At 68.6% G+C, this 25,649-nt stretch carries 28 protein-coding genes; 10 read left to right on the top strand and 18 right to left on the bottom strand.

Translation table 11 applies throughout. The annotated features are described in order from the left end of the window. Positions 1-61 precede the first annotated feature (61 nt). Positions 62-1,198, bottom strand: coding sequence for a glycosyltransferase family 4 protein (locus ACZK4S_RS04975; protein ID WP_463643549.1), 1,137 nt, complete (start codon positions 1,196-1,198; stop codon positions 62-64). 81 nt (positions 1,199-1,279) lie between these two features. Beyond that, a complete protein-coding gene (locus ACZK4S_RS04970) occupies positions 1,280-1,795 on the bottom strand; it encodes a copper chaperone PCu(A)C (protein ID WP_463643548.1) in 516 nt (171 codons plus the stop codon). A gap of 83 nt (positions 1,796-1,878) precedes the next feature. Between ACZK4S_RS04970 and ACZK4S_RS04965 the strand changes: the two genes are divergently transcribed. After that, positions 1,879-3,081 carry a Dyp-type peroxidase gene (locus ACZK4S_RS04965; RefSeq protein ID WP_463643547.1) on the top strand — a complete coding sequence of 401 codons (1,203 nt, stop codon included), beginning with the start codon at positions 1,879-1,881 and terminating at the stop codon, positions 3,079-3,081. Here the strand turns inward: ACZK4S_RS04965 and ACZK4S_RS04960 are convergent. The 3 genes from ACZK4S_RS04960 to glmS all read right to left on the bottom strand — a co-directional run bounded on the left by ACZK4S_RS04960 (position 3,068) and on the right by glmS (position 6,753). Further along, on the bottom strand, positions 3,068-4,501 hold the full coding sequence (locus tag ACZK4S_RS04960; protein ID WP_463643546.1) for an NAD(P)H-hydrate epimerase: 1,434 nt from the start codon (positions 4,499-4,501) through the stop codon (positions 3,068-3,070). The two genes, ACZK4S_RS04965 and ACZK4S_RS04960, sit on opposite strands and share 14 nt — an antisense overlap. Beyond that, positions 4,498-4,848, bottom strand: a complete 351-nt coding sequence (locus ACZK4S_RS04955) for a holo-ACP synthase (RefSeq protein WP_076059669.1) — start codon at positions 4,846-4,848, stop codon at positions 4,498-4,500. The genes ACZK4S_RS04960 and ACZK4S_RS04955 overlap by 4 nt, the downstream gene beginning before the upstream one ends. Before the next feature lie 72 nt (positions 4,849-4,920). Continuing rightward, positions 4,921-6,753 (bottom strand): glutamine--fructose-6-phosphate transaminase (isomerizing), encoded by a 1,833-nt coding sequence (gene glmS, locus ACZK4S_RS04950; protein WP_076059672.1) that lies wholly within the window; start codon positions 6,751-6,753, stop codon positions 4,921-4,923. Positions 6,754-6,884: 131 nt separating this feature from the next. On the opposite strand from glmS, the gene coaA reads away from it, so the two are divergent. Beyond that, positions 6,885-7,844 carry a type I pantothenate kinase gene (gene coaA, locus ACZK4S_RS04945; protein ID WP_076060152.1) on the top strand — a complete coding sequence of 320 codons (960 nt, stop codon included), beginning with the start codon at positions 6,885-6,887 and terminating at the stop codon, positions 7,842-7,844. Positions 7,845-7,899: 55 nt separating this feature from the next. Then, on the top strand, positions 7,900-9,345 hold the full coding sequence (locus tag ACZK4S_RS04940) for an aminopeptidase P family protein (protein WP_076060154.1): 1,446 nt from the start codon (positions 7,900-7,902) through the stop codon (positions 9,343-9,345). A gap of 64 nt (positions 9,346-9,409) precedes the next feature. Here ACZK4S_RS04940 and ACZK4S_RS04935 read toward each other — a convergent pair whose 3' ends face one another. From ACZK4S_RS04935 to ACZK4S_RS04920, 4 genes are all read right to left on the bottom strand, one after another. Then, positions 9,410-10,234 (bottom strand): alpha/beta fold hydrolase, encoded by an 825-nt coding sequence (locus ACZK4S_RS04935; protein WP_076059674.1) that lies wholly within the window; start codon positions 10,232-10,234, stop codon positions 9,410-9,412. 74 nt (positions 10,235-10,308) lie between these two features. Beyond that, positions 10,309-10,920, bottom strand: coding sequence for a class I SAM-dependent methyltransferase (locus tag ACZK4S_RS04930; protein WP_463643545.1), 612 nt, complete (start codon positions 10,918-10,920; stop codon positions 10,309-10,311). Continuing rightward, a complete protein-coding gene (locus ACZK4S_RS04925) occupies positions 10,917-11,417 on the bottom strand; it encodes a general stress protein (protein WP_076059679.1) in 501 nt (166 codons plus the stop codon). The genes ACZK4S_RS04930 and ACZK4S_RS04925 overlap by 4 nt, the downstream gene beginning before the upstream one ends. A gap of 50 nt (positions 11,418-11,467) precedes the next feature. Continuing rightward, positions 11,468-12,382 carry an HpcH/HpaI aldolase/citrate lyase family protein gene (locus ACZK4S_RS04920; RefSeq protein ID WP_463643544.1) on the bottom strand — a complete coding sequence of 305 codons (915 nt, stop codon included), beginning with the start codon at positions 12,380-12,382 and terminating at the stop codon, positions 11,468-11,470. A 30-nt stretch (positions 12,383-12,412) separates the two neighbouring features. Between ACZK4S_RS04920 and ACZK4S_RS04915 the strand changes: the two genes are divergently transcribed. The 5 genes from ACZK4S_RS04915 to ACZK4S_RS04895 all read left to right on the top strand — a co-directional run bounded on the left by ACZK4S_RS04915 (position 12,413) and on the right by ACZK4S_RS04895 (position 16,178). Continuing rightward, positions 12,413-13,693 carry a magnesium transporter MgtE N-terminal domain-containing protein gene (locus ACZK4S_RS04915; RefSeq protein WP_076059684.1) on the top strand — a complete coding sequence of 427 codons (1,281 nt, stop codon included), beginning with the start codon at positions 12,413-12,415 and terminating at the stop codon, positions 13,691-13,693. Further along, a complete protein-coding gene (locus ACZK4S_RS04910) occupies positions 13,686-14,195 on the top strand; it encodes a DUF1003 domain-containing protein (protein WP_076059687.1) in 510 nt (169 codons plus the stop codon). Before ACZK4S_RS04915 ends, ACZK4S_RS04910 begins: the two co-directional genes overlap by 8 nt. Next, positions 14,192-14,587, top strand: a complete 396-nt coding sequence (locus tag ACZK4S_RS04905; protein WP_463643543.1) for a DUF4381 domain-containing protein — start codon at positions 14,192-14,194, stop codon at positions 14,585-14,587. Before ACZK4S_RS04910 ends, ACZK4S_RS04905 begins: the two co-directional genes overlap by 4 nt. A 105-nt stretch (positions 14,588-14,692) precedes the next feature. After that, positions 14,693-15,850: an Mrp/NBP35 family ATP-binding protein gene (locus ACZK4S_RS04900; RefSeq protein ID WP_463643542.1), complete on the top strand. Its 1,158-nt coding sequence runs from the start codon at positions 14,693-14,695 to the stop codon at positions 15,848-15,850. A 7-nt stretch (positions 15,851-15,857) separates the two neighbouring features. After that, positions 15,858-16,178, top strand: coding sequence for a YqfO family protein (locus ACZK4S_RS04895; protein ID WP_463643541.1), 321 nt, complete (start codon positions 15,858-15,860; stop codon positions 16,176-16,178). Here ACZK4S_RS04895 and ACZK4S_RS04890 read toward each other — a convergent pair. The 4 genes from ACZK4S_RS04890 to ACZK4S_RS04875 all read right to left on the bottom strand — a co-directional run bounded on the left by ACZK4S_RS04890 (position 16,175) and on the right by ACZK4S_RS04875 (position 19,522). After that, the gene (locus tag ACZK4S_RS04890) at positions 16,175-16,615 is read right to left on the bottom strand and encodes a sec-independent translocase (protein ID WP_463643540.1); all 441 of its coding nucleotides are present in this window, start codon (positions 16,613-16,615) and stop codon (positions 16,175-16,177) included. The genes ACZK4S_RS04895 and ACZK4S_RS04890 overlap by 4 nt on opposite strands. A 28-nt stretch (positions 16,616-16,643) precedes the next feature. Next, a complete protein-coding gene (locus ACZK4S_RS04885; protein ID WP_463643539.1) occupies positions 16,644-18,065 on the bottom strand; it encodes a zf-HC2 domain-containing protein in 1,422 nt (473 codons plus the stop codon). After that, complete coding sequence (sigE, locus tag ACZK4S_RS04880) at positions 18,066-18,644, bottom strand: RNA polymerase sigma factor SigE (protein ID WP_076059700.1); 579 nt, start codon at positions 18,642-18,644, stop codon at positions 18,066-18,068. 233 nt (positions 18,645-18,877) lie between these two features. Continuing rightward, positions 18,878-19,522, bottom strand: coding sequence for an O-methyltransferase (locus ACZK4S_RS04875; protein ID WP_233120695.1), 645 nt, complete (start codon positions 19,520-19,522; stop codon positions 18,878-18,880). Positions 19,523-19,570: 48 nt separating this feature from the next. Here ACZK4S_RS04875 and dapA point away from each other — a divergent pair, with 48 nt between their 5' ends. Next, positions 19,571-20,476 carry a 4-hydroxy-tetrahydrodipicolinate synthase gene (dapA, locus tag ACZK4S_RS04870; protein WP_463643538.1) on the top strand — a complete coding sequence of 302 codons (906 nt, stop codon included), beginning with the start codon at positions 19,571-19,573 and terminating at the stop codon, positions 20,474-20,476. Positions 20,477-20,537: 61 nt separating this feature from the next. On the opposite strand, the gene glgC is transcribed toward dapA, so the two are convergent. Then, entirely contained in the window at positions 20,538-21,764 is a 1,227-nt protein-coding gene (gene glgC, locus ACZK4S_RS04865) for a glucose-1-phosphate adenylyltransferase (RefSeq protein ID WP_076059705.1), read from the bottom strand. Between the two features lie 108 nt (positions 21,765-21,872). Here glgC and glgA point away from each other — a divergent pair, with 108 nt between their 5' ends. Further along, positions 21,873-23,060: a glycogen synthase gene (glgA, locus tag ACZK4S_RS04860; protein ID WP_463643828.1), complete on the top strand. Its 1,188-nt coding sequence runs from the start codon at positions 21,873-21,875 to the stop codon at positions 23,058-23,060. A 69-nt stretch (positions 23,061-23,129) separates the two neighbouring features. Here glgA and ACZK4S_RS04855 read toward each other — a convergent pair whose 3' ends face one another. From ACZK4S_RS04855 to dapE, 4 genes are read right to left on the bottom strand one after another with little or no spacing between them, the layout of a single operon-like run. Continuing rightward, entirely contained in the window at positions 23,130-23,297 is a 168-nt protein-coding gene (locus ACZK4S_RS04855) for a DUF3117 domain-containing protein (protein WP_076059707.1), read from the bottom strand. Positions 23,298-23,342: 45 nt separating this feature from the next. After that, on the bottom strand, positions 23,343-23,789 hold the full coding sequence (locus ACZK4S_RS04850) for a hypothetical protein (RefSeq protein ID WP_463643537.1): 447 nt from the start codon (positions 23,787-23,789) through the stop codon (positions 23,343-23,345). 3 nt (positions 23,790-23,792) lie between these two features. Continuing rightward, positions 23,793-24,557 carry an LOG family protein gene (locus tag ACZK4S_RS04845; RefSeq protein ID WP_463643536.1) on the bottom strand — a complete coding sequence of 255 codons (765 nt, stop codon included), beginning with the start codon at positions 24,555-24,557 and terminating at the stop codon, positions 23,793-23,795. Then, positions 24,554-25,630, bottom strand: a complete 1,077-nt coding sequence (gene dapE / locus ACZK4S_RS04840; protein WP_463643535.1) for a succinyl-diaminopimelate desuccinylase — start codon at positions 25,628-25,630, stop codon at positions 24,554-24,556. Before dapE ends, ACZK4S_RS04845 begins: the two co-directional genes overlap by 4 nt. Positions 25,631-25,649: the final 19 nt, after the last annotated feature.

Here is a 25,649-nt window from a genome sequence, read left to right as displayed (position 1 = left end):
ATCCCCTATTTGAGGGGTCTGTGCCCCCTCTTTCCGCACCCACCGGCAGCGGGGATCACCCTCAGCCGACGAGGTGGCCGCCGCGCACCGACATGCGGATGGCTTTGGTGTAATGCCCCATCAATTCGGCACAGACCTTCTCCCACGTGCGCCCCAACACCGACTCGCGGGCGGCCGCGCCGAACGCCTGGCGCTTCGCATCGTCACCGATCAGATCCACGACGTGGCCGCGCATGGCCTCCAGGTCGCCGGGGCGGTACAGCCATCCGGTGCGCGACTGGTCCACCAGGTCGATGGGGCCGCCGCGGTGCGGTGCGACGATGGGCAGGCCGGAGGACTTGGCCTCCTGGATGGCCTGGCAGAACGTCTCGAGGTCTCCGGTGTGGACGAACAGGTCCAGGCTGGCCAACGCGGTGGGCAGGTCCTCGCCCGTGAGCAGGCCGGTGAACACGGCGTTGGGCAGCGTCGCCTCGAGCTGGCCGCGCAGCGGGCCGTCACCGATGATCACGATGCGGGTGTCGGGTACGGCCGCGACGGCCGCCAGGTCCTCCACGCGCTTCTCCGAGGCCAACCGCCCCATGAAACCGATGAGCCGCTCCCCATTGGGGGCGTAGCGTGCGCGGAAGGCCTCGCTGCGCTTGGACGGGTCGAAACGCACGGAATCCACGCCCCGGCCCCAGACACCCACGCGGGGAACGCCCTGCTCGATCAGCTGGTCGCGCGCGAAGGTGGACGGAGCGAAGTTCAGCGAGGCCAGTGAGTGCACCTGACGCAGGTGGTGCCAGAAGACGGGCTCCAGCGACGGCACGCCGTAGCGGGCAGCGTAGGTGGGGATCTCCGTCTGATAGATGCCCACCATGGGGATGCCCAGCTTGGCGGCCACCGAGGCCGCCTTGTAGCCGACGATGAACGGCGCGGCCAGGTGCACCACGTCAGGGCGGAAGTTGGTGAGGATGCGCTCGATGTTGAAGCTGGTGGTGGTCACCACGCGCACCACGTCGTAGCCCGGCAGGCCGATCGAATTGACCGGCACGATGGGGAAGCCCAGGTAGTCCTTGGGTGTCCTGCCACCGTCGGACGGGGCGATGACCATCGCCTCGTGACCGTGGGCCTTGAGGTGTTCGAGCACGCGGAGCACGGAGTTGGTCACCCCGTTGACATTGGGAAGAAAAGATTCTGCGACGATCGCGACTCTCACAGTTCCACAATACTCACGAGGGTGAACCACACCCGGTAGCCAGGGGAACACGAAGTGAACGGTTCATGAAGCCCACGCTCGTCATGCGCCCGGAGTGACCTCGCTGCCGTCCTCAGCGTGCTCGTGATAGCTGTCCTGCTCCTCGGTGAACTGCTTGACGGGCGCGAGGATCTCGATGGTCTGCCCGTCGTCGAACGTGAGGGTGCAGGTGAGCTCCTCCGAGCCGGCCGGGAGTTCGCGGGTGAGACCCATCAGCATGATGTGCGGACCGCCGGGCGCCAGGTGCCAGTGCTTGCCGGCGGGCACGGTCATGCCGCCCTCGGCCTTGACCATCACCATCTTCCCGTCCTGGTCCTCCATGACGTGGAGCTCGGTCTGCTGGGCGACATCGCCGCAATTGGCCTCTACCAGCACCCGGTCCTCGTTCGACGGGTTGGTCAGGTTGACGAAGACGGCGGTCATGTCCGGACGCTCGGCACCGTCGGTGGTGCGGGCCCAGGGGTCTGCGGCGAGGATGCCCGGGGTGGCGGTCTGCGCCGACGTGCAGCCGGCGACGATGAGGGCGGAAACGGCAAGAGCGAGGGGACGCAGCGTCATGGTCGCCAGCCTACACAGGCAATACCCCGTGGGGTACTCGTCTCGCGGGCGATACGGTGCCGAAGACACGTACACTGAGCGCTATGTCCAAGGTCAGCCGTCGAGGCGTGTTCGGTTACGCCGGCGCCGCCGGCATCGCCGGCGCTGCCGGAGTCGTCGCCGGGCGCGCCACCGCCCCGCACTCCCCGGACCCGGGAACCGACGGCGGCGTCGTCGGACAGACCTACTCCCCCTACGGCGCGCAGCAGGCCGGCATCTTCACGCCGAAGACCCAGGTGAGCGAGTTGGTCGCCTTCGACCTGCTCCCCCAGACCGACAAGGCTGCGCTCGGCCGGCTGCTGCGGGCCTGGACGGGCGATGTGGTGGCGCTCACCGAGGGCCGCCCCGCGGCGGGCGACTTCGCTCCCGACATGGCCCAACCCGGCGTCTCACTGACCGCGCTGGTGGGCCTCGGCCCCCGCGTCTTCGAACTGGACGGCTTGCAGGCGAAGCGCCCGGCCGGGTTCCAGGAGATCCCGCCCATGCAGCACGACGCGCTCGACCAGCGCTGGACCGGCGGCGACCTCCTCGTCTGGGTGTCCGCCGACGACGCCACCAGCGTCGCCCACGCCGTGCGCCGGTTCGTGACCGACGCCGCCCCGTTCGCCACCCGACGATGGGCCCAGCGCGGCTCCTGGCGCTCCGTCGACGCCACGGGTGCCGCGGTCACCGGGCGCAACCTGTTCGGCCAGGTGGACGGCTCGGCGAACCCCACGGGCGACTCCCTCAGCGCCGCCGTCGTCTCCACCGACGAGTGGCTCACCGGCGGCACCCAACTGGTGGTGCGGCGCATCGAGATGGACCTGGTGGGGTGGGACGAAGCCGTGCGGGACCGGCAGGAGGCGTCGGTGGGTCGACGGCTCGACACGGGCGCGCCCCTCACCGGCGGCGGGGAACGCGACGACGTCGACCTCGGGGCCACGCAGGACGGGGCGCCGGTCATCGCGCTCGACGCCCACTCCCGGCGGAGCCACCCGTCGCAGAACAACGGCCGCAGGATGCTGCGGCGGGGCCTCAACTACACCCACGACGACTGGGTCGACGGCACGCCGGTCGAGACGTCGGGCCTGATCTTCTGCGCCTTCCAGGCGGACATCGCCGACCAGTTCATCCCCGTGCAGCGGATGCTGGATCAGGGCGACGCGCTCAACGAGTGGACCACGGCCATCGGCTCGGCCGTGTTCGTGATCCCGCCGGGCTTCCAGGAGGGCGGCTGGATCGGCGAAGGACTTTTCACCGGGGAGTGATCGAGGCGATCACCTCGGGCAGCCGCCCGGCAAGCACGTCCGGCGGGTAGGGCCCGGGATGGCCCCATGCGGTCATCGCCTGGATGCTCGCCCCCAGCACACCGGCCTTCCACGCGGGCAGACCTGCCGCCAACAACGTGCCGCAGATACCCGCGAGCACGTCACCCGAACCTGCCTGCGCCGTCCAACTGGGCCCGGGGACCGCGATCGTCACGCGCCCGGACGGTTCAGCGACGTACTGCGTGGCCCCCTTGAGGAGGACGGCCGCCCCCGTGCTGCGGGCCACCTCCCGCGCGCAACTGACGGGCTCGTTCTCCACGTGCGACCGCGAGCAACCGAGCATCCGGGACAACTCACCGGCGTGCGGCGTCAACAGCCAGCCGTCGAGCCGACCCTGGGGCAGTGCGTACAGCGCGTTGGCGTCCACGACGGCGGGCAGGCCGTGCAGTTTGGCGTTGGCGACGCGTCCTTCGGCGCCGTCGGTGTCGCCCCAACCTGACCCCAGCACCATGGCCTGGGCCCTGCCCTCGCCCATCACCACACTCGGGAACCGGGTGAGGACCAGGCCGGAGTGCACGCGGCCCGTGTAGCGCACCATGCCGGCGCCGGCGTTGACGGCTCCGGCGATGCTGAGGAGGGCAGCTCCCTGGTAATGCTCGGACCCGGTGTCCACCATCACGACGCCGCGCGAATACTTGTCGGAGGTGGCATCCGGCACCGGCCACCAGAGGGCCACGTCAGCCTCCTCGGCCTGGCGCACCTCCTCGACGCCCGAGCCCTTCGACGCGCCCCGCTGCCCGTCCCTCGGGGCGCCCTCAGGGAGCGCGACCCCGATGTCCGCGACGTGTACCTCGCCACAGCGCGACGCCGCTGGCTGCTGCACGTGGCAGGCCTTCAGTGCGGCGAAGGTGATGGTGTGTTCGGCGCGGAAGCTGTTGTGTGGGTGCCCGGAGTCGGCGTCGAGACCGCTGGGGAGGTCCACGGAGAGCACGGGGACGGCGGCAGCGTCGCACGCCTCCGCGAAGGTCGCCGTCGTGGTGGGCAGGTCCGGGCGCGAGCCGAGGCCCGTCACCGCGTCGATCACGAGGGCCGCATCAGCCAGTCCGGCGGCGGCGCCCACGGCGTCGACCACGTGGCAGCCCGCCCCACGGGCGGCGGCCAGGCCTGCTTCATGGCATTTCCCCATGGCCGGCCACACGGTGACGGGCCGGTGGTCCGCCAGGCGGGCGGCTGCGAAGAGCCCGTCTCCCCCGTTGTTGCCGGGGCCCACGGCCACGAGGACCGGGCCGTTGGGCGCGATCGCCTCGGCGAGTTGAGCGACGGCCAGGGCCGCCCTCCCCATGAGGTCGACGTCGGGTTCGGCGTCGAAGACCCGCTGCTCCGCGTCGCGCATCTGTTGCGCGCTGATGACCTGCTTCATGCCTCACACACCACCATGGTCGTCGCGAAGCCACCGTCGTGGCTGATGGACAAATGGATGCGCCTCACACCCAGCGCCTCGATCCGGGCCGCGACCGAGCCGGTCGTCACGAACGACGGGACGCCCTCGTCGGAGCGGACCACCTCGCAGTCGAGCCACCGCATGCCGCCCGGCGACCCGAGCGCCTTGGCCAGAGCCTCTTTGGCCGAGAACCGCGCTGCCTGGGATTCGACGGAGAGCTTGCGCTCACCGTCGGTGAGGAGGCGCTCGCCCAGTTTGGGCCGTTCATCGAGCATCCGCTTGAAACGCTCGATGACCACTAGGTCCGTCCCGATGCCCACGATCATGGAAGCACCCTAACGCTGGTTGAGCCGGACGCGTCCGAGGCACGAGGGCCGTAGCCGTGACGGACCGGCCACCTACTCGACGGTGACCGACTTCGCCAGGTTGCGCGGCTGGTCGACGTCGTGGCCCTTCACCGTCGCCAACTCGCAGGCGAACAGCTGCAGCGGGACCACCGCGACAAGGGGCTGCAGCAGCGTGGACACCTTGGGCAGTTCGATGAAGTTCGACGCGACAGCGCGCGCCTCCTCGTCGTCGGCGTCGGCCAGGACGATCGTGCGGGCGCCGCGGGCACGCACCTCGGCGATGTTGGAGATGACCTTGTCGCGCAACTGGTCGCGGCCGCGGGGCGGGACGATCACGAACATCGGCAGGCCTTCGGAGACGAGCGCGATGGGGCCGTGCTTCAGCTCTCCGGCGGCGAACCCCTCGGCGTGGATGTAGGCCAGTTCCTTCAGCTTCAGCGCGCCCTCCAGCGCCACCGGGTAGCCGGCGTGCCGGCCGAGGAACAACACCGACGTGGCGTCGACGAGTTCGGCGGCGAGGTCCAGCACCGGCTGCTTGTTGTCCAGCACCTGCTGGATGGCGGCCGGCATCCGCTCGAGCTCTGCCAGCAGCGCGGCGATCTCGTCGCCGTACTTCATGCCGCGGACCTGGGCCAGGTACAGCCCGAGCAGGTAGCAGGCCACCAGTTGCGTGGTGAAGCCCTTGGTGGACGCGACGCCGATCTCCGGCCCCGCGTGGGTGTAGATCACGGCGTCGGATTCGCGCGGGATGGTGGAGCCGTTGGTGTTGCAGATGGCCACCACCTTGGCGTGCTGCTCGCGGGCGTGGCGGATGGCCATCAGGGTGTCGGCGGTCTCGCCGGACTGGGAGATGGTGACCACCAGCGTCATGGGGTCGACGATGGGGTCGCGGTAGCGGAACTCGGAGGCCAGCTCCACCTCGCAGGGGATGCGGGTCCAGTGCTCGATGGCGTACTTGGCCACCAGGCCGGCGTAGAAGGAGGTGCCTGCGGCGACGATCACGATCTTGTTGATCCGGCGCAGGGTCTCCGGGCTGATCCGCAGTTCGTCGAGGACGAGTTCGCCGCGCTCGTTGAGGCGGCCGAGCAGCGTATCGGCGACCGCGGTGGGCTGCTCGAAGATCTCCTTGCGCATGAACCAGTCGTAGCCCTGCTTCTGCGCGGCCTCCAGGTCCCAGTCGACGTGGAAGTCCTTGGTCTCGGCGGGGCCGCCGTCGAACGTGGTGACGTTGACGCCCTCAGGCGTGATCTCCACGATCTGGTCCTGGCCGAGTTCGACGGCGTCACGGGTGTGCGCGATGAACGCGGCGACGTCTGAGGCGAGGAAGTACTCGCCGTCGCCCCTGCCCACCACGAGCGGGGAGTTGCGCCGGGCCGCCACGATCCGGTCAGGGTCCTGCGCGTCGACGGCGACGAGGGTGAAGGCCCCTTCAAGCTTGGCCGCGACGGTGCGCATGGCCTCCACGAGGCTGGCTCCCCCGTGCACTTCCTTGTTCAGCAGGTGCGCGGCGACCTCGGAATCGGTCTCCGAGGTGAACGTGGCGCCGTTGAGTTCCGCGCGCAGCTTGTCGTGGTTCTCGATGATGCCGTTGTGCACGATGGCGATGCGCTCTGCGACGTGGGGGTGCGAGTTGGCATCGTTGGGCGCGCCGTGGGTGGCCCACCGGGTGTGGCCGATCGCGACGGCGCTGCGGGGCAGGGGGTCCTCATCGATGGCCGCTGACAGGTTGGCGATCTTGCCAGCACGCTTGCGCCAGGCGATCTGCCCGTCATGCGGCATGGCGATGCCGGCCGAGTCATAGCCGCGGTACTCGAGGCGGCGCAGGCCGCTCAGTACAACGTCGAGTCCGTCACGGGTTCCGAGGTATCCAACGATTCCACACACGTCGAAAACCGTACAGCACCCTTGTCCACTTCTTGACATTGACACTTCGAAGTGCTGAATACCGCCGCCCGTGGTGGGCACTTCCGCTGGGCGCGCCTGCCCCGGAGACACGCCGGGCGTATGCTTGCTGGCTGCACACCCAGCAACCGAGGAGCGCTGTGCCCGAACCGTACGTCACGCTGCAACGCCGCGCGTGGGCCGAGAAGTCGAACGCCACCCAGATCAATCTCGACGAAGAGACGCTGAACAGGTTGAGGGGCCTCGGCGACCCGACGAGCCAGCTGGACATCGCGGAGGTCTACCGGCCACTCACGCAGTTGCTGCACCTGCACATGGTCAACACCGGCCGGCTCTACGCCCAGTCCAACGACTTCCTCGGCCTCAACGTGCAGCGCACACCGTTCGTGATCGGCGTGGCCGGCTCCGTGGCGGTGGGGAAATCGACGGTGGCGCGCCTGTTGCAGGAACTCCTGCGCCGCGCCCCCGGCACCCCCAAGGTGGACCTCATCACCACCGACGGTTTCCTCTATCCCAACGCAGAGCTCCAGCGTCGAGGGCTCCTGGACCGCAAGGGCTTCCCCGAGTCCTACAACCGGCGGGCGCTCCTCCAGTTCGTGATGGGCGTCAAGTCCGGCGAACCCCGTGTGCTGGCCCCCGTCTATTCGCATCTCGTCTACGACATCGTGGAGGGCGAGCACATCGTCGTGGAGAGCCCGGACATCCTCATCGTCGAGGGTCTCAACGTGCTGCAGCCCGCCCGGATCGAGGCCGACGGCCACCCGGGCCTGGCGGTGAGCGACTTCTTCGACTTCACGGTCTACGTGGACGCCAAGGAGGAACACATCAAGGAATGGTTCCTGGACCGCTTCCTCACCCTCCGGGAGACGGCCTTCCAGGACCAGCGCAGCTTCTTCCGCCGTTTCATGGACCTGTCCGACGCCGAATCGGTCGAGCTCGCCGGCCAGATCTGGGACACCATCAACGGCCCCAACCTGCGGCAGAACATCACGCCCACGCGGGAGCGCGCCACGGCCATCCTGGTCAAGGACCGCGACCACACGATCAAGGCCATCCGCATCCGCAAGGTCTAGCGGTTCCCCAGGATCGCCTGCTGTGGGTCTGCGCCAGCAGCGTAAAGTGGCGGCCATGATCGCACCCTCTGACCCATCCGAGAACCGCCGGGACCCCTATTCCGAGGCGTTCAAGAAGTTCATCGTCCAGGATTGGGAGCCCTACTCCGACGTCCTGCCGGAGAAGCTGCCCGCCAGCGAGTGGACGGCCGCGCGCCGCGAGACGTTGGCGGCGGAGTACGCCGGCCAGACGCTCGTCATCCCCGCGGGCCCGCTCAAGGTGCGTTCCAACGACACCGACTACCGGTTCCGCCCGCACACCGCGTTCACCTACTACAGCGGCTTGGGCGAGGACCGCGAGCCCGACGCCGTCCTCGTCATCCGCGACGACGAGGCCACCCTCTTCTTCAAGCCCCGCGCCCCGCGCACGGACCGTGAGTTCTATGCGGATTCGCGCTACGGCGAAGTGTGGGTGGGCAAGCGTGATTCCCTCGAAGAGATGGCCGCGGCCACCCAGCTGAACTGCCGCGCCATCGCCGACCTCCCCGAGGTGCTGCGCGAGGCCGGGAACCGCACGCTCGTCATCCGCGACGCGGACCCGGCGATCACCGAGATGGTCGACCAGGCGCGCGGAGACCTGGCCACCGCGCTCGACGCCGACCTGGCCCGCTCCGTCTCCGAGGCCCGGTTCGTCAAGGACGAGTTCGAGGTGGGCGAGATGAAACGCGCGATCGACGCCACCCGCGTCGGGTTCGAGGCCGTGGCCCGCGAGCTGCCCGCCGCAGTCAGGAACGGCCGGGGCGAGCGCTGGGTGGAGGGCATCTTCGGCCTGCACGCCCGGCATCTGGGCAACGCCGTCGGGTATGACACGATCTCCGCCGGCGGCGACCATGCCAACACGCTGCACTGGATCCGCAACGACGGCGACCTCGTCGACGGCGACCTCCTCCTGCTCGACGCGGGCGTCGAGGTCAACACCCTCTACACCGCCGACGTGACCCGCACCATGCCCGTCAACGGCACCTTCACCGAGCCGCAGCGCCGCGTCTACGAGGCAGTGCTGGCCGCGCAGACGGCGGGCATCGAGGCGTGCCGCAAGGGCAACCTGTTCGCCGACGTGCACCAGGCCGCCATCACGGTGTTGGCCCAGTTCTTCGAGGAACTGGGCATCCTCCCGGTGTCCGCCGAGGAGTCGCTGTCCGAGGAGGGCGGCTTCCACCGTCGCTGGATGGTGCACGGCACCAGCCACCACCTCGGCCTCGACGTGCACGACTGCGCCAGCGCCCGCGCGGAGCTGTACCGCGGCGGAACGCTGAAGGCCGGCATGATCATCACGGTGGAGCCGGGCATCTACTTCAAGCAGGGCGACCTGTTGGTGCCCGAGGAGTACCGCGGCATCGGCATCCGGATCGAGGACGACATCCTGATCACTGACGGCGACCCGGTCAACCTGTCCCAGTCGCTGCCCCGTGAGGCTGACGCCGTCGAGAAGTGGATGAAGAAACTCCGCGACGCCGGGTGACGGTTCCCTGAGCCGGGCGCCCAGCGCCCGGCCGAGGGGTTCCCGTCCGCCGGCTCAGCAGACCTCAGTCTTCGGACTCGCTCACGACGCGGCTGGCGAGCGGGCGCTCCAGGAGCCCGCGCAGCAGCTCAGCGACCTGCACCGGATGCGACACCGGCACCATGTGTGCCGCGCCGTCGACGACGTGCAGCGCCCCCCGCAGCACACCCTCAGCGACAGCCTCGACGTTCGCCATCGGCGTCGACGAGTCGCGCTCGCCGGCGATCATCATCACGGGGATGCGGATCAGGCTGAGGTCGTCGCGCACGTCGTGCTCGGCCAGGGCCCGGCACAGCTGGGCGTAGGAGTGGTCGTCCGCCGAAGCCAGACCCTCCATGATCGTGTTGACGGCTGCGGGCTGCTCGGCCCGGAACGCCGGGGTGAACCACCGCTTCGTGGTCTCCTCCACGAGCTGCTGCGTGCCCCGCTCCTCCACGGCTTCAGCGCGCGCGAGCCAACGGTCCGGCTCCCCCACCTTGGCCGAGGACGCCACCACGGCGACGGCCGCGAAAGTCTTGTCGTAGTCGCGTGCCAGGTGCAGCGCGGTGGCTCCGGAGAGCGACAGCCCGGCGAAGTAGACGGGCACGTCCTCACCGAGATCCGCGCGGACCTCCTTGGCCACCTCGGCGATCGCTGCCGCGACGGTGTCGAGCGACGGCGTGTCGGCGTCGTCCCAGGCCATGGCCACGGCGGTGCCCGGCAGGTCCACGAACACGACGCGCACGTCGTCGATCAACTCAGCGGCCACCTTGGTCCACTGATGCACGGCGTTGCCGCCGAGACTCGGTCCGACTATCAGTACCCGCTCTGCGGGCGAGTTGGGGTTGTAGTAGCTCCAGTTGAGATCCATGCGGCACTCCTCACGACTCGGTGGCTTTAACCTACCGGAGTCCCCCGCAGGCCTGAAGGGTGGCTCCGGTTGCCTCAGCCGACGCGGAGGCCGAGCGCCTGGACGACGGAACCCAGGCCCTGGTGCCCCATACCCTCGAAGATCCGTCGCTCGAGTAGGCGCACGTCGAGGTGCCAGCCCTGCCAGTCCGCCGCCACGTCGTCGCGCTTCAGCAGGAGGTCCACGTCCTTCGGCCCGCCCGTGCCGAGCGAGAGCTGGGCCGGCGTGTACGCCTCCAGGATCAGCTTGGCGCCCGGCGCCGACTGGCGCGTGACCACCTCGGCCACGCGTCGGCGCAGATCAGGCGGCAGGTGCACGAAGATCGACACCACGGCATCCCACTGCTCGAGCGGGTCCGGGTTGTGCACCCAGTCGGCCAGGTCCACGTGCCACGTCTCGAGTTCGACGCCCTTCTCCGCAGCTAGCGCCGCCGCCTTGTCGAGGGCGACACGGGAAAAGTCGAGGCTCACGACGCGGTGCCCCAACCCGGCGAGGTGGACGCCGTTGTGGCCCTCGCCGTCGCCCAGGCACAGCACCCGTGAGTTGGGCTTGAGCAGGAAGGACTGCTGCTTCAGGAAATCGTTGGGGCGGTACCCGTAGAAGTAGTTCGGATGCGAGTAACGGTTGTCCCAGAACTCCGCCGTCACTCGAAGAGCGCCGCTCGTGCGCCGGGGCGCTGCATCAGCAGGTCCCGCGCTGACTGGGCAACGCGGTGTTCGGCGAGCACCTCGTAGCTGGCCGCCACCGTGACGCGCTGCGAGTTGAAATCGCGCTTGCCGCCGCTCATGGCGTACGTGAGGCCCTGGGCGATGATGCCGAACAGGATGCCCATGGCCAGGCCCACCCACAGCATGGTGGCGTTGCCGCCGCCCACGAAGAACATCAGCATGAGGCCCACGAGCAGGCCGGTCATGACGCCCGACGCGGCGCCGGCGGCGATCACGCCGCCCCAAGTGCGACGACCCGTGACGCGTTCCAGCAACTTGAGGTTGGTGCCGACGATCATGATGTTCTCGACGGGGAACTTGTTGTCGGCCAGGTAGTCGACGGCGGACTGAGCCTCTTCATACGTCGAGTACTCGACGACGTGCTGCGGGTAGTTGAGCTTCATCAACTTCCCCATGGGCGATGCGGGCTCGGCCATTGTGTCCTCCTTGAACCACTTTCAAGCCTACGCGACCCCGCAGACGGCGCTCACCGGGTTTCAGCGATGCGGGCGAGGAGGGTCCGGGCCAGTTTCACGCCGGCCTCGTCGACCATCTCGTCGCCGAGCAGCACCGCGCCGACGCCGCGCTCCGCGGCCCGGTCCGCCGCGTCCACCATCGCCCGGGCGCGCTCGATCGCCTCTTCCGACGGGGTGAAGACCTCGGTCCCCGCCGCCACCTGCGTGGGGTGCAACACCCATTTGCCGTCGTAGCCCAGGGCCGCGACCCTCCTGGCGGCGGCCCGGAAGCCGTCGAGGTCGTGGATGGCGACGAAGGGCCCGTCGACCGCCTGCAGCCCGTTCGCCCGGGCGGCGACGAGGATCTGGGCGAACACGTGGTGCAGCGGATCCCCCGGGTAGCCGTCGACCAGGGCGCCGACGCCGAGGCCGGGCATGCCCAGTGAGGCCATCATGTCGCCGGGGCCCATCGTCAATGACTCCAGCCGGGGGCTGGCCGCTGCGATGGAATGTACGGCGGCGAGGCCGCGCGCGTCCTCGATGATCGCCTCGATCCCGATGTGCCCGACCGCCAGACCGTGCTCGCGCTCGACCTGGGTGAGCAGCAGGTCGAGGGCCTCGACGTGCCCCGGGGTCGAGACCTTCGGCAGGATCACGCTGTCCACGGCGGCCCCTGCCCCACCGATCACCTCGAGCACATCCCCATAGGTCCACGGCGTCATCCAGTCGTTGACACGCACCGACACCGTCGACGCCTTCCACGTCAATGTGCGCAGGGACTCGACGATCAACCCGCGAGCCTCCCTCTTCGCGCCCACCGCCACGCCGTCCTCGAGATCGAGGAACACCTCGTCGACGTCGAGCCCGGTGGACTTCGCGATGAACCGCTCACTCGAACCGGGCACTGCGAGGATGGTGCGCCTGGCGCGCTGGTGCCTACCGGTCATTTCCGCTCCGTTCCCAGTACATTTACCCCCATGGTCAGCAAAGATACGCAGGTCTTCATCTCGCGTGTGCTGGGCATGCCCATCGTCGACGCGGCCGGTGACCAGGTGGGGCGCGTGAAGGATGTGGTGTGTTTCCTCCGCGCCGACGGCCGCGCGCCGCGGGTGAAGGGCCTCGTGGCCGAACTGTTCGCCAGGGCCCGCATCTTCGTGCCGATGATCCGCGTGCACGACATCAGCCCCAACCAGGTGGCCATCCTCGGCCAGGTGGACACCCGTCGTTTCCAGCGACGCGAGGCCGAGGTCCTCGTGGCCGCGGACCTGCTCGACCGCAACATCCACCGCGACCGCCCCACGCGCATCGAGGACATCTCCATGGCCCAGGTACGCAACCGCGAATGGGAACTCGCCACGGTGGCCTTGCGTGCGTCCACCGGCGTCGGCCGCTTCGGGTTCGGTGGCCGCGGCAAGCCCGAGGTGGTCTCCTGGAAGGAGATCCCGGACCTCATCCTGTCCACCGGCCGCACCGCCGCTCACCTCATCGCCGAGTTCACCGACATGAAGGCCGCCGACATCGCGCAGGAACTCCACGATCTGGAGCCGGAGTCGCGGGCCGAGGTCATCGACGCGCTCGACGACGACGTCCTCGCCGAGGCCATCGAGGAACTCCCCGAGGACGAGCAGATCGAGCTCATCTCGCAGCTCGACATGGAGCGCGCCGCAGACGTCCTGTCCGAGATGGACCCCGACGACGCGGCAGACCTCATGCGCGACCTGCCGGCCGATGTCGCCGAGGACCTCCTCCAGCGCATGGAGCCCGAGGAGCAGGCCGACGTGCGCCGCCTCATGGCCTACGAGGAGTTCACCGCCGGCGGCATGATGACGCCGGAGCCGATCATCCTCGACACCGACGCCACCGTCGCGCAGGCCTTGGCCCACGCCCGCGTCGAGGCGCTCACCCCCGCGTTGGCCTCGATGGTGTTCATCACGCGCCCGCCGCTGGAGACGCCGTCGGGCCGCTACGTCGGGGCGGTCCACATCCAGCGACTGCTCCGCGAACCCCCCACCATCATGGTGACCACGCTCATCGACGACAACCTGGAGCCGCTGCGCCCCCACACCCCCCTCGCGCAGGTCAGCCGCTTCTTCGCGACGTACAACCTCGTCGTGGCCCCCGTGGTCAACGAGGAGGGGCACCTGGTGGGCGCCGTGACGGTCGACGACGTGCTCGACCACATGCTCCCCGACGACTGGCGAGGTGACCTCATGGACGAGGTGGACGCCAGCGAGGTGAGCGAGGTTGCCGATGTCTGAGCGCAATCCCCTCTCGACGCCGGGCCGGCGTTCGTGGCTACCCAAGGTCGCCGTCGACTCCGAGACGTTCGGCATCTTCGCGGAGAGCTTCGCGCGCTTCATGGGCACCGCGAAGTTCCTCGTCTACATGACGGTCTTCGTCATCGTCTGGGTGATGATCAACCTCATCGGGCTGTTCGGGCTGAAGTGGGACCCGTACCCCTTCATCCTGCTGAACCTGTTCTTCTCGACGCAGGCCTCGTACTCCGCGCCACTGATCCTGCTGGCCCAGAACCGTCAGGAGGTGCGCGACAAGTTGAGCCTCGACGAGGACCGCCGGGTGGCGCAGCAGTCGCGGGCCGACATGGACTTCCTGGCGCGCGAGATCGCCGCGATCCGCATGCATCTGGGCGACCTGGCCACGCGCGACTTCGTGCGTGGTGAACTACGTGTCGAACTGCGTGAGCTGGCGGAACGGCTGGAACGCGCAGATGACAAGACGGATAAGAAGGAGGCTCGGTGACGGGACGGCGAGACACGCGCAACGAGGTGCACCCCGACGAGGTCTCCGAGGTGGTCGAATCGGCCACGGAGGTGCGCTGGTTCGGCGTCGTCCTGCTGATCGGCCATCTGGCACTCATCGTGGTGGGCGCCATCTCCCTGTGGCGGATCGCCGGCGGATGGTGGCTGGGGGCCGTGGTGGCCGCGCTGTTCGTGTTGGGCTACTTCGCCCTGTGGCGCTACCTGCTGGCCCCGGGTTCGCGGACCCGCCTGGGCTACCGCGAGCGGTTGACGGTGAGCGTGGTACTTGGCCCCGCCGTCGTCGTGGTGGCCAGCCTGGCCGGGCTCTGGGTGCCTGCACTCGTGGCCACCTGCGTGATGATCCTCGGCGACGCCCTCAACTCCCGGCGCTGACCACCAGCTTGACGAGCGTCAATCCCCACGGCGGACCCGATACCCCGGGGCGGTACACCCCGGGTACCGTGGAGGACACAAGCACCTCCAGATATGAAGGACACCGTGACTGAACACCCGCTGCTCCCGCACGTCCGCGCCGCACTCCACACCGTGGAGGATCCCGAGATCCGGCGCCCCATCACCGACCTGGGCATGGTCGACGACATCCAGGCGAGCGACGACGGCACCGTGTTCGTCCGCGTCCTCCTGACGGTCTCCGGCTGCCCCATGCGCAGCGAGATCACCGGCCGGGTCACGAAGGCAGTTGAGGCCGTCGAGGGCGTCTCCGCCGTCAACGTCGAACTCGGCGTGATGAACGACGAGCAGCGTCAGGCGATGCGCTCGATGCTGCGCGGCGGCGCCGTCGAACGGAAAATCCAGTTCTCGGAGCCCGGCAACCTCACGCGCGTCATCGCGGTGGCCTCCGGCAAGGGCGGCGTCGGCAAGTCGTCGGTCACGGTCAACCTCGGCCTGGCGCTGGCCAGGCAGGGTCGCTCCGTCGGCATCCTCGACGCGGACATCTACGGCCACTCCATCCCGGACCTCCTCGGCCTGGGCGACGCGCGCCCCACCGTCGTCGACGACATGATCATGCCGGTGCCCGCCATCGGGGGTCTCAAGGTGATCTCCGTGGGCATGCTGAAGCCCTCGCGTGACCAGGTGGTCGCCTGGCGCGGGCCCATCCTGGACCGGGCGCTCACCCAGCTGCTGGCGGACGTGTACTGGGGCGACCTCGACTACCTGCTTCTCGACCTGCCGCCCGGCACCGGCGATGTCGCCATGTCGTTGGGCCAGAAGATCCCGAGCTCCGAGGTGCTCGTCGTGACCACCCCGCAGTCGGCAGCCTCGGAGGTCGCCGAACGTGCCGGCACCATGGCGCACATCCTCGAGCAGCGTGTGATCGGCGTCGTGGAGAACATGAGCTGGCTCGAGAGCACCTGTCCCCACTGCACCGAGACCCACCGGATCGAGCTGTTCGGCTCCGGCGGCGGCACGCTCGTTGCCGAGGCGCTCACGGACCGCGTCGTCTACGACGTGCCGATGCTCGCCCAGATCCCGTTCGACGAGCAGCTGCTCGCCGGCGGAGACCGTGGCCTGCCCATCGTGGAGAGCCACCCGGAGCACCCGTCGGCCACCGCCATCATCGACCTGGCCAACCAGATCGCGGCCTCCAGGCGCGGGCTCGTCGGGCACCGGCTACCGCTGTCCACCAACGCCTGAGGCAGCCGTGATCGTCATCGTCTGTTTCGCCCCGCTCTCCCACGCCGACGCCGTACGCGCCGCGCTGGCCGAGGGCGGGGCGGGACAGTTCGGTGCATACTCGGCCTGCAGCTTCAGCGCCCTGGGCGAGGGCCGGTTCCGCCCCACTGACGAGGCGGATCCGTTCATCGGCACCAGCGGTGAGCTCACCGTGGTGGAGGAGGTGCGGATCGAGGCCGTGTGCACGCGCGAGCAGGCGAGGCCTGCCATCGACGCCATGCTGTCCGTCCACCCCTACGAGGTGCCGGCCTGGCACGCGTATGAGGCACTGGACCCGGAGCTGATCTAGGTCGCCTCGGGATCGAAGGGCGAGGCGACGGGGCCGGCGAGTGCCAGGGCGTCCGCAGGAGGCTCGTCCAGCGCCGACCCATCCGCCGCGGCGTTCTTCAGCGCGTTCACGTTCGCCGCGCTCTTCACCTCTGAGGCTGTCGACTTCAACGTGTCCTGTGCCTCGAGCAGTTCGCGCTTGGCGTCTTCGATGAGGGCCACCTCCTCGCGCAACTGCTTGGCGATGAAGGCCTTCGGGTGCAGGTCACGCAGCTCGAGGTCTGCGTACTCGGGGCCCAGTTCGGTTGCCAGCGTGGTCTTGGCGTTGTTCGCCACATCGCGGAAGAAGACGAAGAGCCGGGCCGCCTTGCGCGAATACTCGGGGAGCTTCTCGGGGCCGAACATGAGCACGGCCAGCACGAGGATGATGACGAGATCCGTCGCACTGATGCCAAACACGGCTATAGGCTACCCGGCCGCAGCCGGATCAGCGCACCCTGGTCAAACGAACGAGCCCGCCTGCGATTTTCTCGGCGATCGTCTCGCGGTACGCCTCGGGCTCCGGGAGCTCTCCAGCGATGGCCTTCATCATGGCCGGGGAGCAGTCGCAGGCCACCGAGAGCACCCCGTCGCCCGCCTGCCAGACCTCCACCGTCATGTCCGCCGCGCGGTCACTCTCGGTGAGGGCGCCGTCGCCGAGCACGCCGATGGTCCAGTCCACGACGGCGGTGTGGTAGCCGTCGGAGTAGACCAGGCTCATCGACGGCGACTCATCCTTCTCCGCCGACGAGTAGGCCACCAGCGACATGCCGCCGACCTCGTGGGGGCAGACCTCCAGACCGACGCACCAGTTGACAGCCTCCGACGATGAGGCGGGCTGGAGTGAGATCAACTGGGTTGAGTCGTCCGGCTCGAACGACGCATCGTCCAGGGAGAGTTGCTTGTAACCGACGGCCAGGTTGACCCGTCCGAGGGCGTCGTAGCGTTCGGCCCAGAGCATGATGCCGGTGGCGGCGTCCACCCACCACCTGGCGGCCGGGAGTTCCCCGGCGTTGGCCTGGATGCGCACTGCGTTGCGTCCCACCACCTGCTCCGTGGTGCCGCTGCGGGAGTATTCCCAGCCCCAGGGCGCCTCGACGGGGCTGGCGCCCACCTCGGGGAGGAAGGCCGAGCCGAACAGGTCGCCGCGCACGTCGAGCACTTCCAGTTGGGCGCCGAAGCCGGCCATCTTCGTGATGCGGACGTCTGCGGTGCGGTAGCGGCCTTCGCCGTCGCTGGCCCACACCCGCTGCGTTCCGGTGAGGCTGTAATCAGCGTCTGCGGCGCGGCGCAGGAGGTTGGCGGCCAGTTCACGGGTGATGGGCAGCGATTCCGTCTCCGAGGTGAGCGGCACGTAGCTCTCCGGGGCGCCGAAATCTGCGCCGCGCTCGTTGGCGAGGAGCATGGCGCCGACGGCCTCGTTGACGCTGATGGCGGTCAGCGACCGGGAGTACTGCTCGCGTGCGGACTTGACCGGATCCGACACCTTCACGGGCGTGGGTGCAACCAGCACCGCGATCACGACGGCGGACACCATCACGGCGAGCAGCGCGACGCCGCCCTGGTAGGCCAGCTGGGCCCTGCGTCGGCGTTGGGAGGGCAGGTCACCGGCCCCGTGGGCCATGTAGAGCGGGGTGGCGGCGTGTTCGCCGGCGATGTTCTCGAGCCGGGCGGCCAGCGAATCAGGGGTGCCGGTGGAGCGGTAGGTGCTCAGCTTCGAGCACACGTCGCTGATGGCCCGCACTTCCTCGCAGCAACTGTCACAGCCGGCGAGGTGGTAGGTCACCTGCTCCCAGCGTTTGGGCGGCAGCGTCCCGTCGGCGTAGGCCGACAGATCTGGGTGGAATTTCTCGCAGGGGCCTTTGGCCATTCAGGACACTCCGGCATAGCGCGTTCGTCCCCCGGTGGGCGCACGGTGCGCGAGTGCTTCGCGCAGTGCTGCCCTGCCGCGGGCGATCCGGGAACGCACCGTGCCGAGCTTCACGTCGAGAACCTTGGCGATCTCTTCGTAGCTCAGCCCCTCAATGTCGCACAGGACCACCGCGACGCGCTGCTCAGGGCTGAGCGCGCGCAGGGCGGCCGAGACGTCGGCGTCAAGCTCGGCGTCGTCGTGCAGTTCCTCGGGACCGGTGCTTTCGCCCCACACATGGTCTGGGGCCACAGACAGGGCGTCCATGCGGATGCGCTGCTTGCGGCGGGCCTGGTCGAGGAAGAGGTTTGTCGTGATTCGGTGCAACCAGCCCTCGAGAGTCCCGGGCTGGAAATTGTGGATCGACTTGAACACGCGCACGAACACGTCCTGGGTAAGGTCTTCCGCGTCGTGCTGATTGCCGGTGAGGCGGTAGGCGAGGCGATACACCTGTGCGGAATGGTCGCGGACCAACTCCTGCCAGGTGGGCGCGACCCAAGTGTGCGCGACGGCCTTAGCCGTCTTGCTTCCTCGGAACATAGGGGGCCTCTCCATACCCGGATACCTTGCCAGAGCAACCTGTGAACAAGCTGTGACTCTCTAGGTATAACGCTCCGCGCTCCCGGATAGTTCCCTGCAGGCTGAATCGCCCGGGCGAGGCGGCGGGACGGTGGACGTGCTCACCCTCGGCTCGCGTCCTGTCTTGGGGGACAGAGCCGATGACAACACCGACCTGAAGGAGTGGCCGGTGACGCGGCGGCAACGGCGGCGACTCAGTCCTTGACCGCCACCAGCAGGCCGTTGCCCACCGGAAGCAGCGCCTGGGTGTAGGACTCAGACTGGGTGATCGCCTCGAGGGCTTCACGGATGATGATGACCTCGTCGGACTCGTCCGAATCATCGGCGACCTTGTTGTGCCACAGCACGTCCCGCACGATCAACAGCCCACCGTGGCGGAGCAGGCGCAACGCACCGGCGACGTACTCGACGTACTCCAGCTTGTCGCCGGAGATGTAGACGATGTCGTAGGCCCCGTCGCGCAACTTCGGCATCACCTCGATGGGCGAGCCGGCGATCAGGCGGAACCGCGACGTCGGGAACCCCGCCTTCAGGAAGAACTCGCGTGCCGGGATCTGGTTGTCCGCCTCCACGTCGATCGACGTCAGGATGCCGTCGGAGCCCATGCCCTCGAGGAACGTCAGCCCGGTGGCGCCCATCATCGTGCCGATCTCGACGACGTGGCCGGCCCCGATGGCCCGCGTCAGCACCTTCAGGAGGGCGATCTCGCCCGTGGTCACCGGCGTGACGCCGGACACGGTTGCTTCATCACGCGCCTCGGCGACGACTTCGGACGGCGACACATGGTCCTCCGCAAAGGTCCAGCTGGCTGCGGTGGGGTTCTCGACAGGAGTGCTCACGGCCACAGCCTACTAAGGCACGGCGCGTCTTGACCTAAGATGTGGCGCATGAGTCCAGACGACGACATGATGCCGGTGTTCGGCCGGGTTCTCACCGCGATGGTGACGCCCATGACCCCCGATGGTCGGGAGGTCGATTATGCGCAGTGCGCGCGCTTGGCCGCTCATCTGGTGGACGATCTGGGCCACGACGGTCTCGTCGTGAACGGCACCACCGGCGAGTCGCCCACCACCACGGATGTCGAGAAGCGCCAGATCCTCGACGCGGTCATCACCGCCGTCGGCGACCGCGCGAGCATCGTGGCCGGCGTGGGCACCTTCAGCACCGCGCACACCGTCGACCTGGCGCAGCAGGCCGCGTCGATGGGCGCCGACGGGCTGCTCGTCGTCACCCCCTACTACTCCCGTCCGCCGGCCGACGCGCTGGAGGCGCACTTCGTCACCGTCGCCGATTCCACGGACCTTCCCGTGATGCTCTACGACATCCCCCACCGCTCGGGTATCCCCATTCCGGAAGACATGCTGATCCGCCTGGACGGGCATCCCCGGATCCGGGCGGTCAAGGACGCCAAGGCCAACATCGTGTCCACCTCGACGGTGCTGTCCCGCACCAACCTGGCGTACTACGCAGGCGACGACGCGTACCTGCTGCCACTGCTGGCTGTGGGCGGCGTGGGCGTTGTGGGCACGTCCACCCACTTCACGGCCCCTGCGGCGCGCGAGGTCATCGAGCATTTCCTCGCCGGCCGGGTGGCCCAGGCCATCGCCGCGAACCAGCATGCGCTGCCCGCCTTCCAGGGCGTCTTCGCGACGCAGGGCTGCATGATGGTCAAGGCCGCACTCGGCCTGCGGGGCTTCGACGTCGGCCCGTGCCGCGCGCCGATGGGCCGCGTCGCGGACGGCGTGGCTGAGGCGTACGTCGGCCTGTTGGAAAACCTCGGCTTCGCAGCCTGATCCCCACCTGCACAGAGAATCGGGCCCGGCGCCGTGCCGGGCCCGATTCGCGCGTGTGGGGTCAGTCGCGTGGAACGGTGACGTTCTTGCCGATGGTCACGACACCGCCTGCGGAGACGTCGAAACCGCGGGCCTTGTCGTGCTCAGGGTCCACACCGATCTGCACGCCGTCGGGCACGACCACGTTCTTGTCGAGGATGGCGTGGCGCACCACCGCGTCGCGGCCGATCTTCACGTTCTCCATCAGCACCGAATCCGAGACCTGCGCCCACTTGTCCACGCGGACGTTGGGGCTCAGCACCGTGCGCTCCACCTCGCCGCCGGAGATGATGCAACCCGGCGTCACGATGGAGTCCTCGGCGCGGCCGCGGATCACGAACTTGGCGCCCGGGGCCTGCACCTGGTCTGTCCAGATGGGCCAGTCCTCGTTGTACAGGTTGAACTCCGGGTCGACGCTGACGAGATCCATGTGCGCCTCGTGGAAGGCATCGATGGTGCCCACGTCGCGCCAGTAGTTGACGTCCTTCTCCGTGGCTCCGGGGACGATGTTGTCCTTGAAGTCGTACACCTGGGCCTCGCCCTGCTCGGTGAACCACGGGATGATGTCACCGCCCATGTCGTGGCGGGCCGTCGGGTTCTCGGCGTCCGCCTTCAGCGCCTCGATGAGGGCCTTGGTGGAGAACACGTAGTTGCCCATGGACGCGAACGATTCGTGCGGCGAATCCGGCAGGCCGGGCGGGTCTGCGGGCTTCTCCAGGAAGTTCTTGATGCGGTTGTCCGCCGCTGCGTCGATGATGCCGAAGGCGGAGGCTTCCTTCCGCGGCACGCGGATGCCGGCGACGGTGGCGCCGAGTCCGGAGTCGATGTGCGCGTCGAGCATCTGCTCGATGTCCATGCGGTAGATGTTGTCGGCGCCGAAGACCACGATGTAGTCGGCGTCCGCGTCGAGGATCAGGTTCAGCGACTGGTAGATGGCGTCTGCGGAGCCCTGGTACCACCGGGGCCCCAGTCGCTGCTGTGCCGGCACCGGCGCGACATAGTTGCCCAACATGGTGGAAAACCGCCACGTCTTGGCGATGTGGCGGTCGAGGGAGTGGGACTTGTACTGGGTGAGCACTGCGATCTGCCGCAGGCCCGAGTTCGCGAGGTTCGACAGCACAAAATCGATGAGGCGGTATGTGCCGCCGAAGGGCACCGCGGGCTTGGCCCGATCGGCCGTCAACGGCATGAGCCGCTTCCCCTCACCACCAGCAAGAACGATTGACAAGACTCTGGGGCGTGCGACCATGCCCTGAACCTATTGCCTTTCCAGCCCATTTGCGTTCGTTTCCATGAATTTGCACCTCTTGTCTCGGGCACTGAGACAGAACCGATATGCAACGATGTTCGCATGACGATGAAGCTGTCCCTGCTGACCCGGGAGTACCCCCCGTCGATCTACGGCGGAGCGGGGGTTCACGTCGCCCAACTGGTGCCCCAACTCCGCGCCCTCATCGACGTGGAAGTCCATTGCATGGGCGAGCCACGCGACGGCGCCACCGCCCACGCCGAGAGCTTTCCGCCGGGCGCGAACGCGGCGCTGCGGGTGCTCGGGGCGGACCTGTCGATGGCCGCGGCGGTGGGTGACGTGGACATCGTCCACTCCCACACCTGGTACGCCAACATGGGCGGTCACCTGGCCGCGCTGATGCGCGACATCCCGCACGTGGTGACGTCCCACTCGCTCGAGCCCCACCGTCCCTGGAAGGCCGAGCAGTTGGCGGGGGGCTACCGCGTCTCGTCGTGGGCCGAGAAGACCGCCTACGAGGCCGCCGACGCGGTCATCTCAGTCAGCGCCGGGATGCGCCGCGACGTGCTCGAGTCCTACCCCAACCTTGACCCCGCCAGGACACACGTCGTGAAGAACGGCATCGACACCGACGAGTTCCGGCCGGATCACGACACCACGGTCCTGCGGGAACTCGGCGTGGACCTGGACCGCCCGTCGGTCGCCTTCGTGGGCCGCATCACCCGGCAGAAGGGCCTGGTGCACCTCGTGCGGGCGGCCACCCAGTTCGACCCGGACACCCAGGTGGTGCTGCTGGCCGGCGCCCCGGACACCCCGGAGATCGCGGCCGAGTTCGACGCGGCGTTCGTCGAGCTCCAGAAACAGCGCACCGCGCCCGTCATCTGGGTGCAGGAGATGCTCCCCCGCGCCTCCGTGCGCCAGGTGCTGACCAACGCGACGGTGTTCGCGTGCCCCTCCATCTACGAGCCCCTCGGCATCGTCAACCTCGAGGCGATGGCCTGTGAGACCCCCGTGGTGGCCAGCGCCGTGGGCGGCATCCCGGAGGTCGTGGTCGACGGGGAGACGGGCCTGCTGGTCGCCTACGACCCCGCCCAGGCGGACGACCCCCGCTACGTCGCCGACTTCGAGGCGGGCTTCGCCGAGTCCATCAACCGCGTCACCCGCGACCAGGGCCTGGCAGAGCGGTTCGGGAAGGCCGGCCGGCAACGCTGCATCGACGAATTCTCCTGGGCGAAGATCGCCCAGGAGACCGTCGACGTCTACCAGAGGGCGATCGAGGCGCATCGCTCCCGCTGAGGGAGCACCGTTGAACCAACCTGCAAGGGCCGCCCCGAGGGGCGGCCCTTGTCATGTTTCGGCGGGAACTCAGCCGACGACACCCTTGAGTGCATCGAGCAGCGAGGTGGCTTCCTGAGCGTTCATCTCAACGACCAGACGCCCACCTCCGTCAACGGGGACGCGCATGACGATGCCGCGGCCTTCCTTCGTGACTTCCATCGGACCGTCGCCGGTGCGGGGCTTCATCGCTGCCATCTGCAACCCTCATTCTTGTGACTAGACGAACTGCGTTGCGGTCCATTATTCCGCATCGGGCAGGTTCGTGCCCGCTTGGGCCACCAAAACCGGCTCTGCAGTGGGCGGCCGGAACGCGGCCTGGTCGTCTTCCACGACGCTGTCGTCGGCCATTTCCGGGAGTTGGGAGGGGCGGGGACGCTCGATCAGGTCGTCGACCACCTGCATGTCGTAACCGCGCCTGACGACGTCGAACGACTGCGTGCCGGCCGGTGCAGCACGGCCTGATGCGATGGCGGCGAGATAGGGGTCCACCTGCTCAGGGCGGTAGCCGGTGAATGCCCTGGGCACCCGCAACACCTCCAGGAATTCCGGGGTGACAGGGCCTGCCGGGACGTTGCCCTTCGGCCTGTCGTTGACCGCTTCCTGCGGCATGGCGCCCAACTTGCCCGATCCGGCATAGACGGCGGCCCCCATCACGGCGAGGGCTACCACGGAGATGGCGATCCACATGGGCTAAACAGTACCGAACTGCCCGGGCTCCCCCATCGCCTCGACCGCCTCGTCGACATCGTCGGTGAGCGTGATCAGGTCGAGGTCGCCGTCGGAGATGTAGCCGCCGCCCAGCACGGTGCCGCGCACCCAGTCGACCAGCGGCGTCCAGTACTCGGTGCCGAACAGGATCATGGGGAAGTGCGTGACCTTGCCGGTCTGGATGAGCGTGAGCGCTTCGAAAAGTTCGTCGAGGGTGCCGAAGCCGCCCGGCATGGTGATGAAGCCCTGGCTGTACTTGAGGAACATCGTCTTGCGGACGAAGAAGTAGCGGAAGTTGATCCCGAGCGTGATGTAGTCGTTGAGGCCCTGCTCGTGCGGCAGTTCGATACCGAGCCCCACGGAGCAGCCGTCGGCGTCCATGGCGCCCTTGTTGCCGGCCTCCATGATGCCCGGGCCGCCGCCGGTGATGATGGCGAAGCCCTTCTCCACCAGTTTCCTGCCGAGCTCTTCGCCGGCTTCGTACATGGGCGAACCGGGCTTGGTGCGCGCCGAGCCGAAGATGCTGACGGCGGGGGGAAGGCTGGCGAGGGCGTCGAAGCCGTCGACGAACTCCGACTGGATCCGCAGCACCCGCCACGGGTCCCAGTGGGTCCACCCCTGCTTGCCCTCCTTCTCCAGCAGCGCGCTGTCGGCCATGGGCTGGTTGAGCTCCTGGCCGCGCAACACGACGGGGCCCTGGCGCCGACGGCGTCCGGGGTCAAGGTCCTGGGGGCGGGGTTCGGTCATGAGTGGGCCTCCTCAGCGGCGGTGAGCCAGCGGGTGAGCCCCGCGGCGCATTTCTCCAGGTCGGACACGGGGCAGAACTCGTCGTCGCGATGTGCATAGGCCGGGTCCCCGGGACCGTAATTGACGGCCGGTACACCGAGCGCGCTGAAGCGGGCGACGTCGGTCCAGCCGTACTTGGGGCCCGCAGGCTCGCCGATGGCGTCGACGAATTCGCGCGCGAGCGGCAGGGTGAGCCCGGGACGGGCAGCGGGTGACAGGTCGGTGACTTCCATCTCGTACCCGGTGAACCACCGCCCCAGCAGCGCGAGCGCCTCGTCGCCGGACTTGTCCGGCGCGTAACGGTAGTTGATCGTGAGAGTGGCCCGGGGCGGGATGACGTTGGAGGCCATGCCACCGGAAATGGCCACGGCGTTGAGCCCCTCGCGGTAGACGAGCCCGTCCACCTCGATCTCCTCGCCCCGGTACTGCGCCAGCGTCTGCAGGGCGGGGGCCAGATCGTGGATCGCGTTGTGACCCATCCAGGACCTGGCGCTGTGGGCTGCGGTGCCGGTCGTCGAGAGTTCGACGCGGATGGTGCCCTGGCAGCCGCCCTCGATGTGGGCGGAGGTGGGCTCCATCAGCACGGCGAAATCCGCCTCGATGAGGTCTGGCCGGTTACGCGCCAGGCGACCCAGCCCGTTGCGGGTGGCCTCCACCTCTTCGTGGTCGTAGAAGATCCAGGTGACGTCGCGGTTGGGGGCCGTCAGGGTTTCCGCCAGGTGCAGCATGACGGCGACGCCGCCCTTCATGTCGCAGGCGCCCCTGCCCCAGACGCGGTCACCGTCGGCGTGTTCGATCCGCCGCGACGGCAGGTTGCCCGCCACCGGAACCGTGTCGAGGTGTCCGGCCACGACCACCCGCTCACCCCGGCCGAGGGCGGTGCGGGCGACGACACAGTCGCCGTCGCGGAAGACCGTCAGATGAGGCAATCGTTGGAGGCGGCGCTCGACGAGGTCTGCCAGTTCGCGTTCGTTCCCCGACACGGACTCGACGTCCATGATCTCCTGCAACAACCGGGGCAGATCAGAAACCATGGTGACGAGACTATCCACT

Source organism: Tessaracoccus zhenghani (assembly GCF_055326325.1).
The sequence above is the reverse complement of the archived record's forward strand: the minus strand, read 5'-3'. Positions and strand labels throughout refer to the sequence as shown.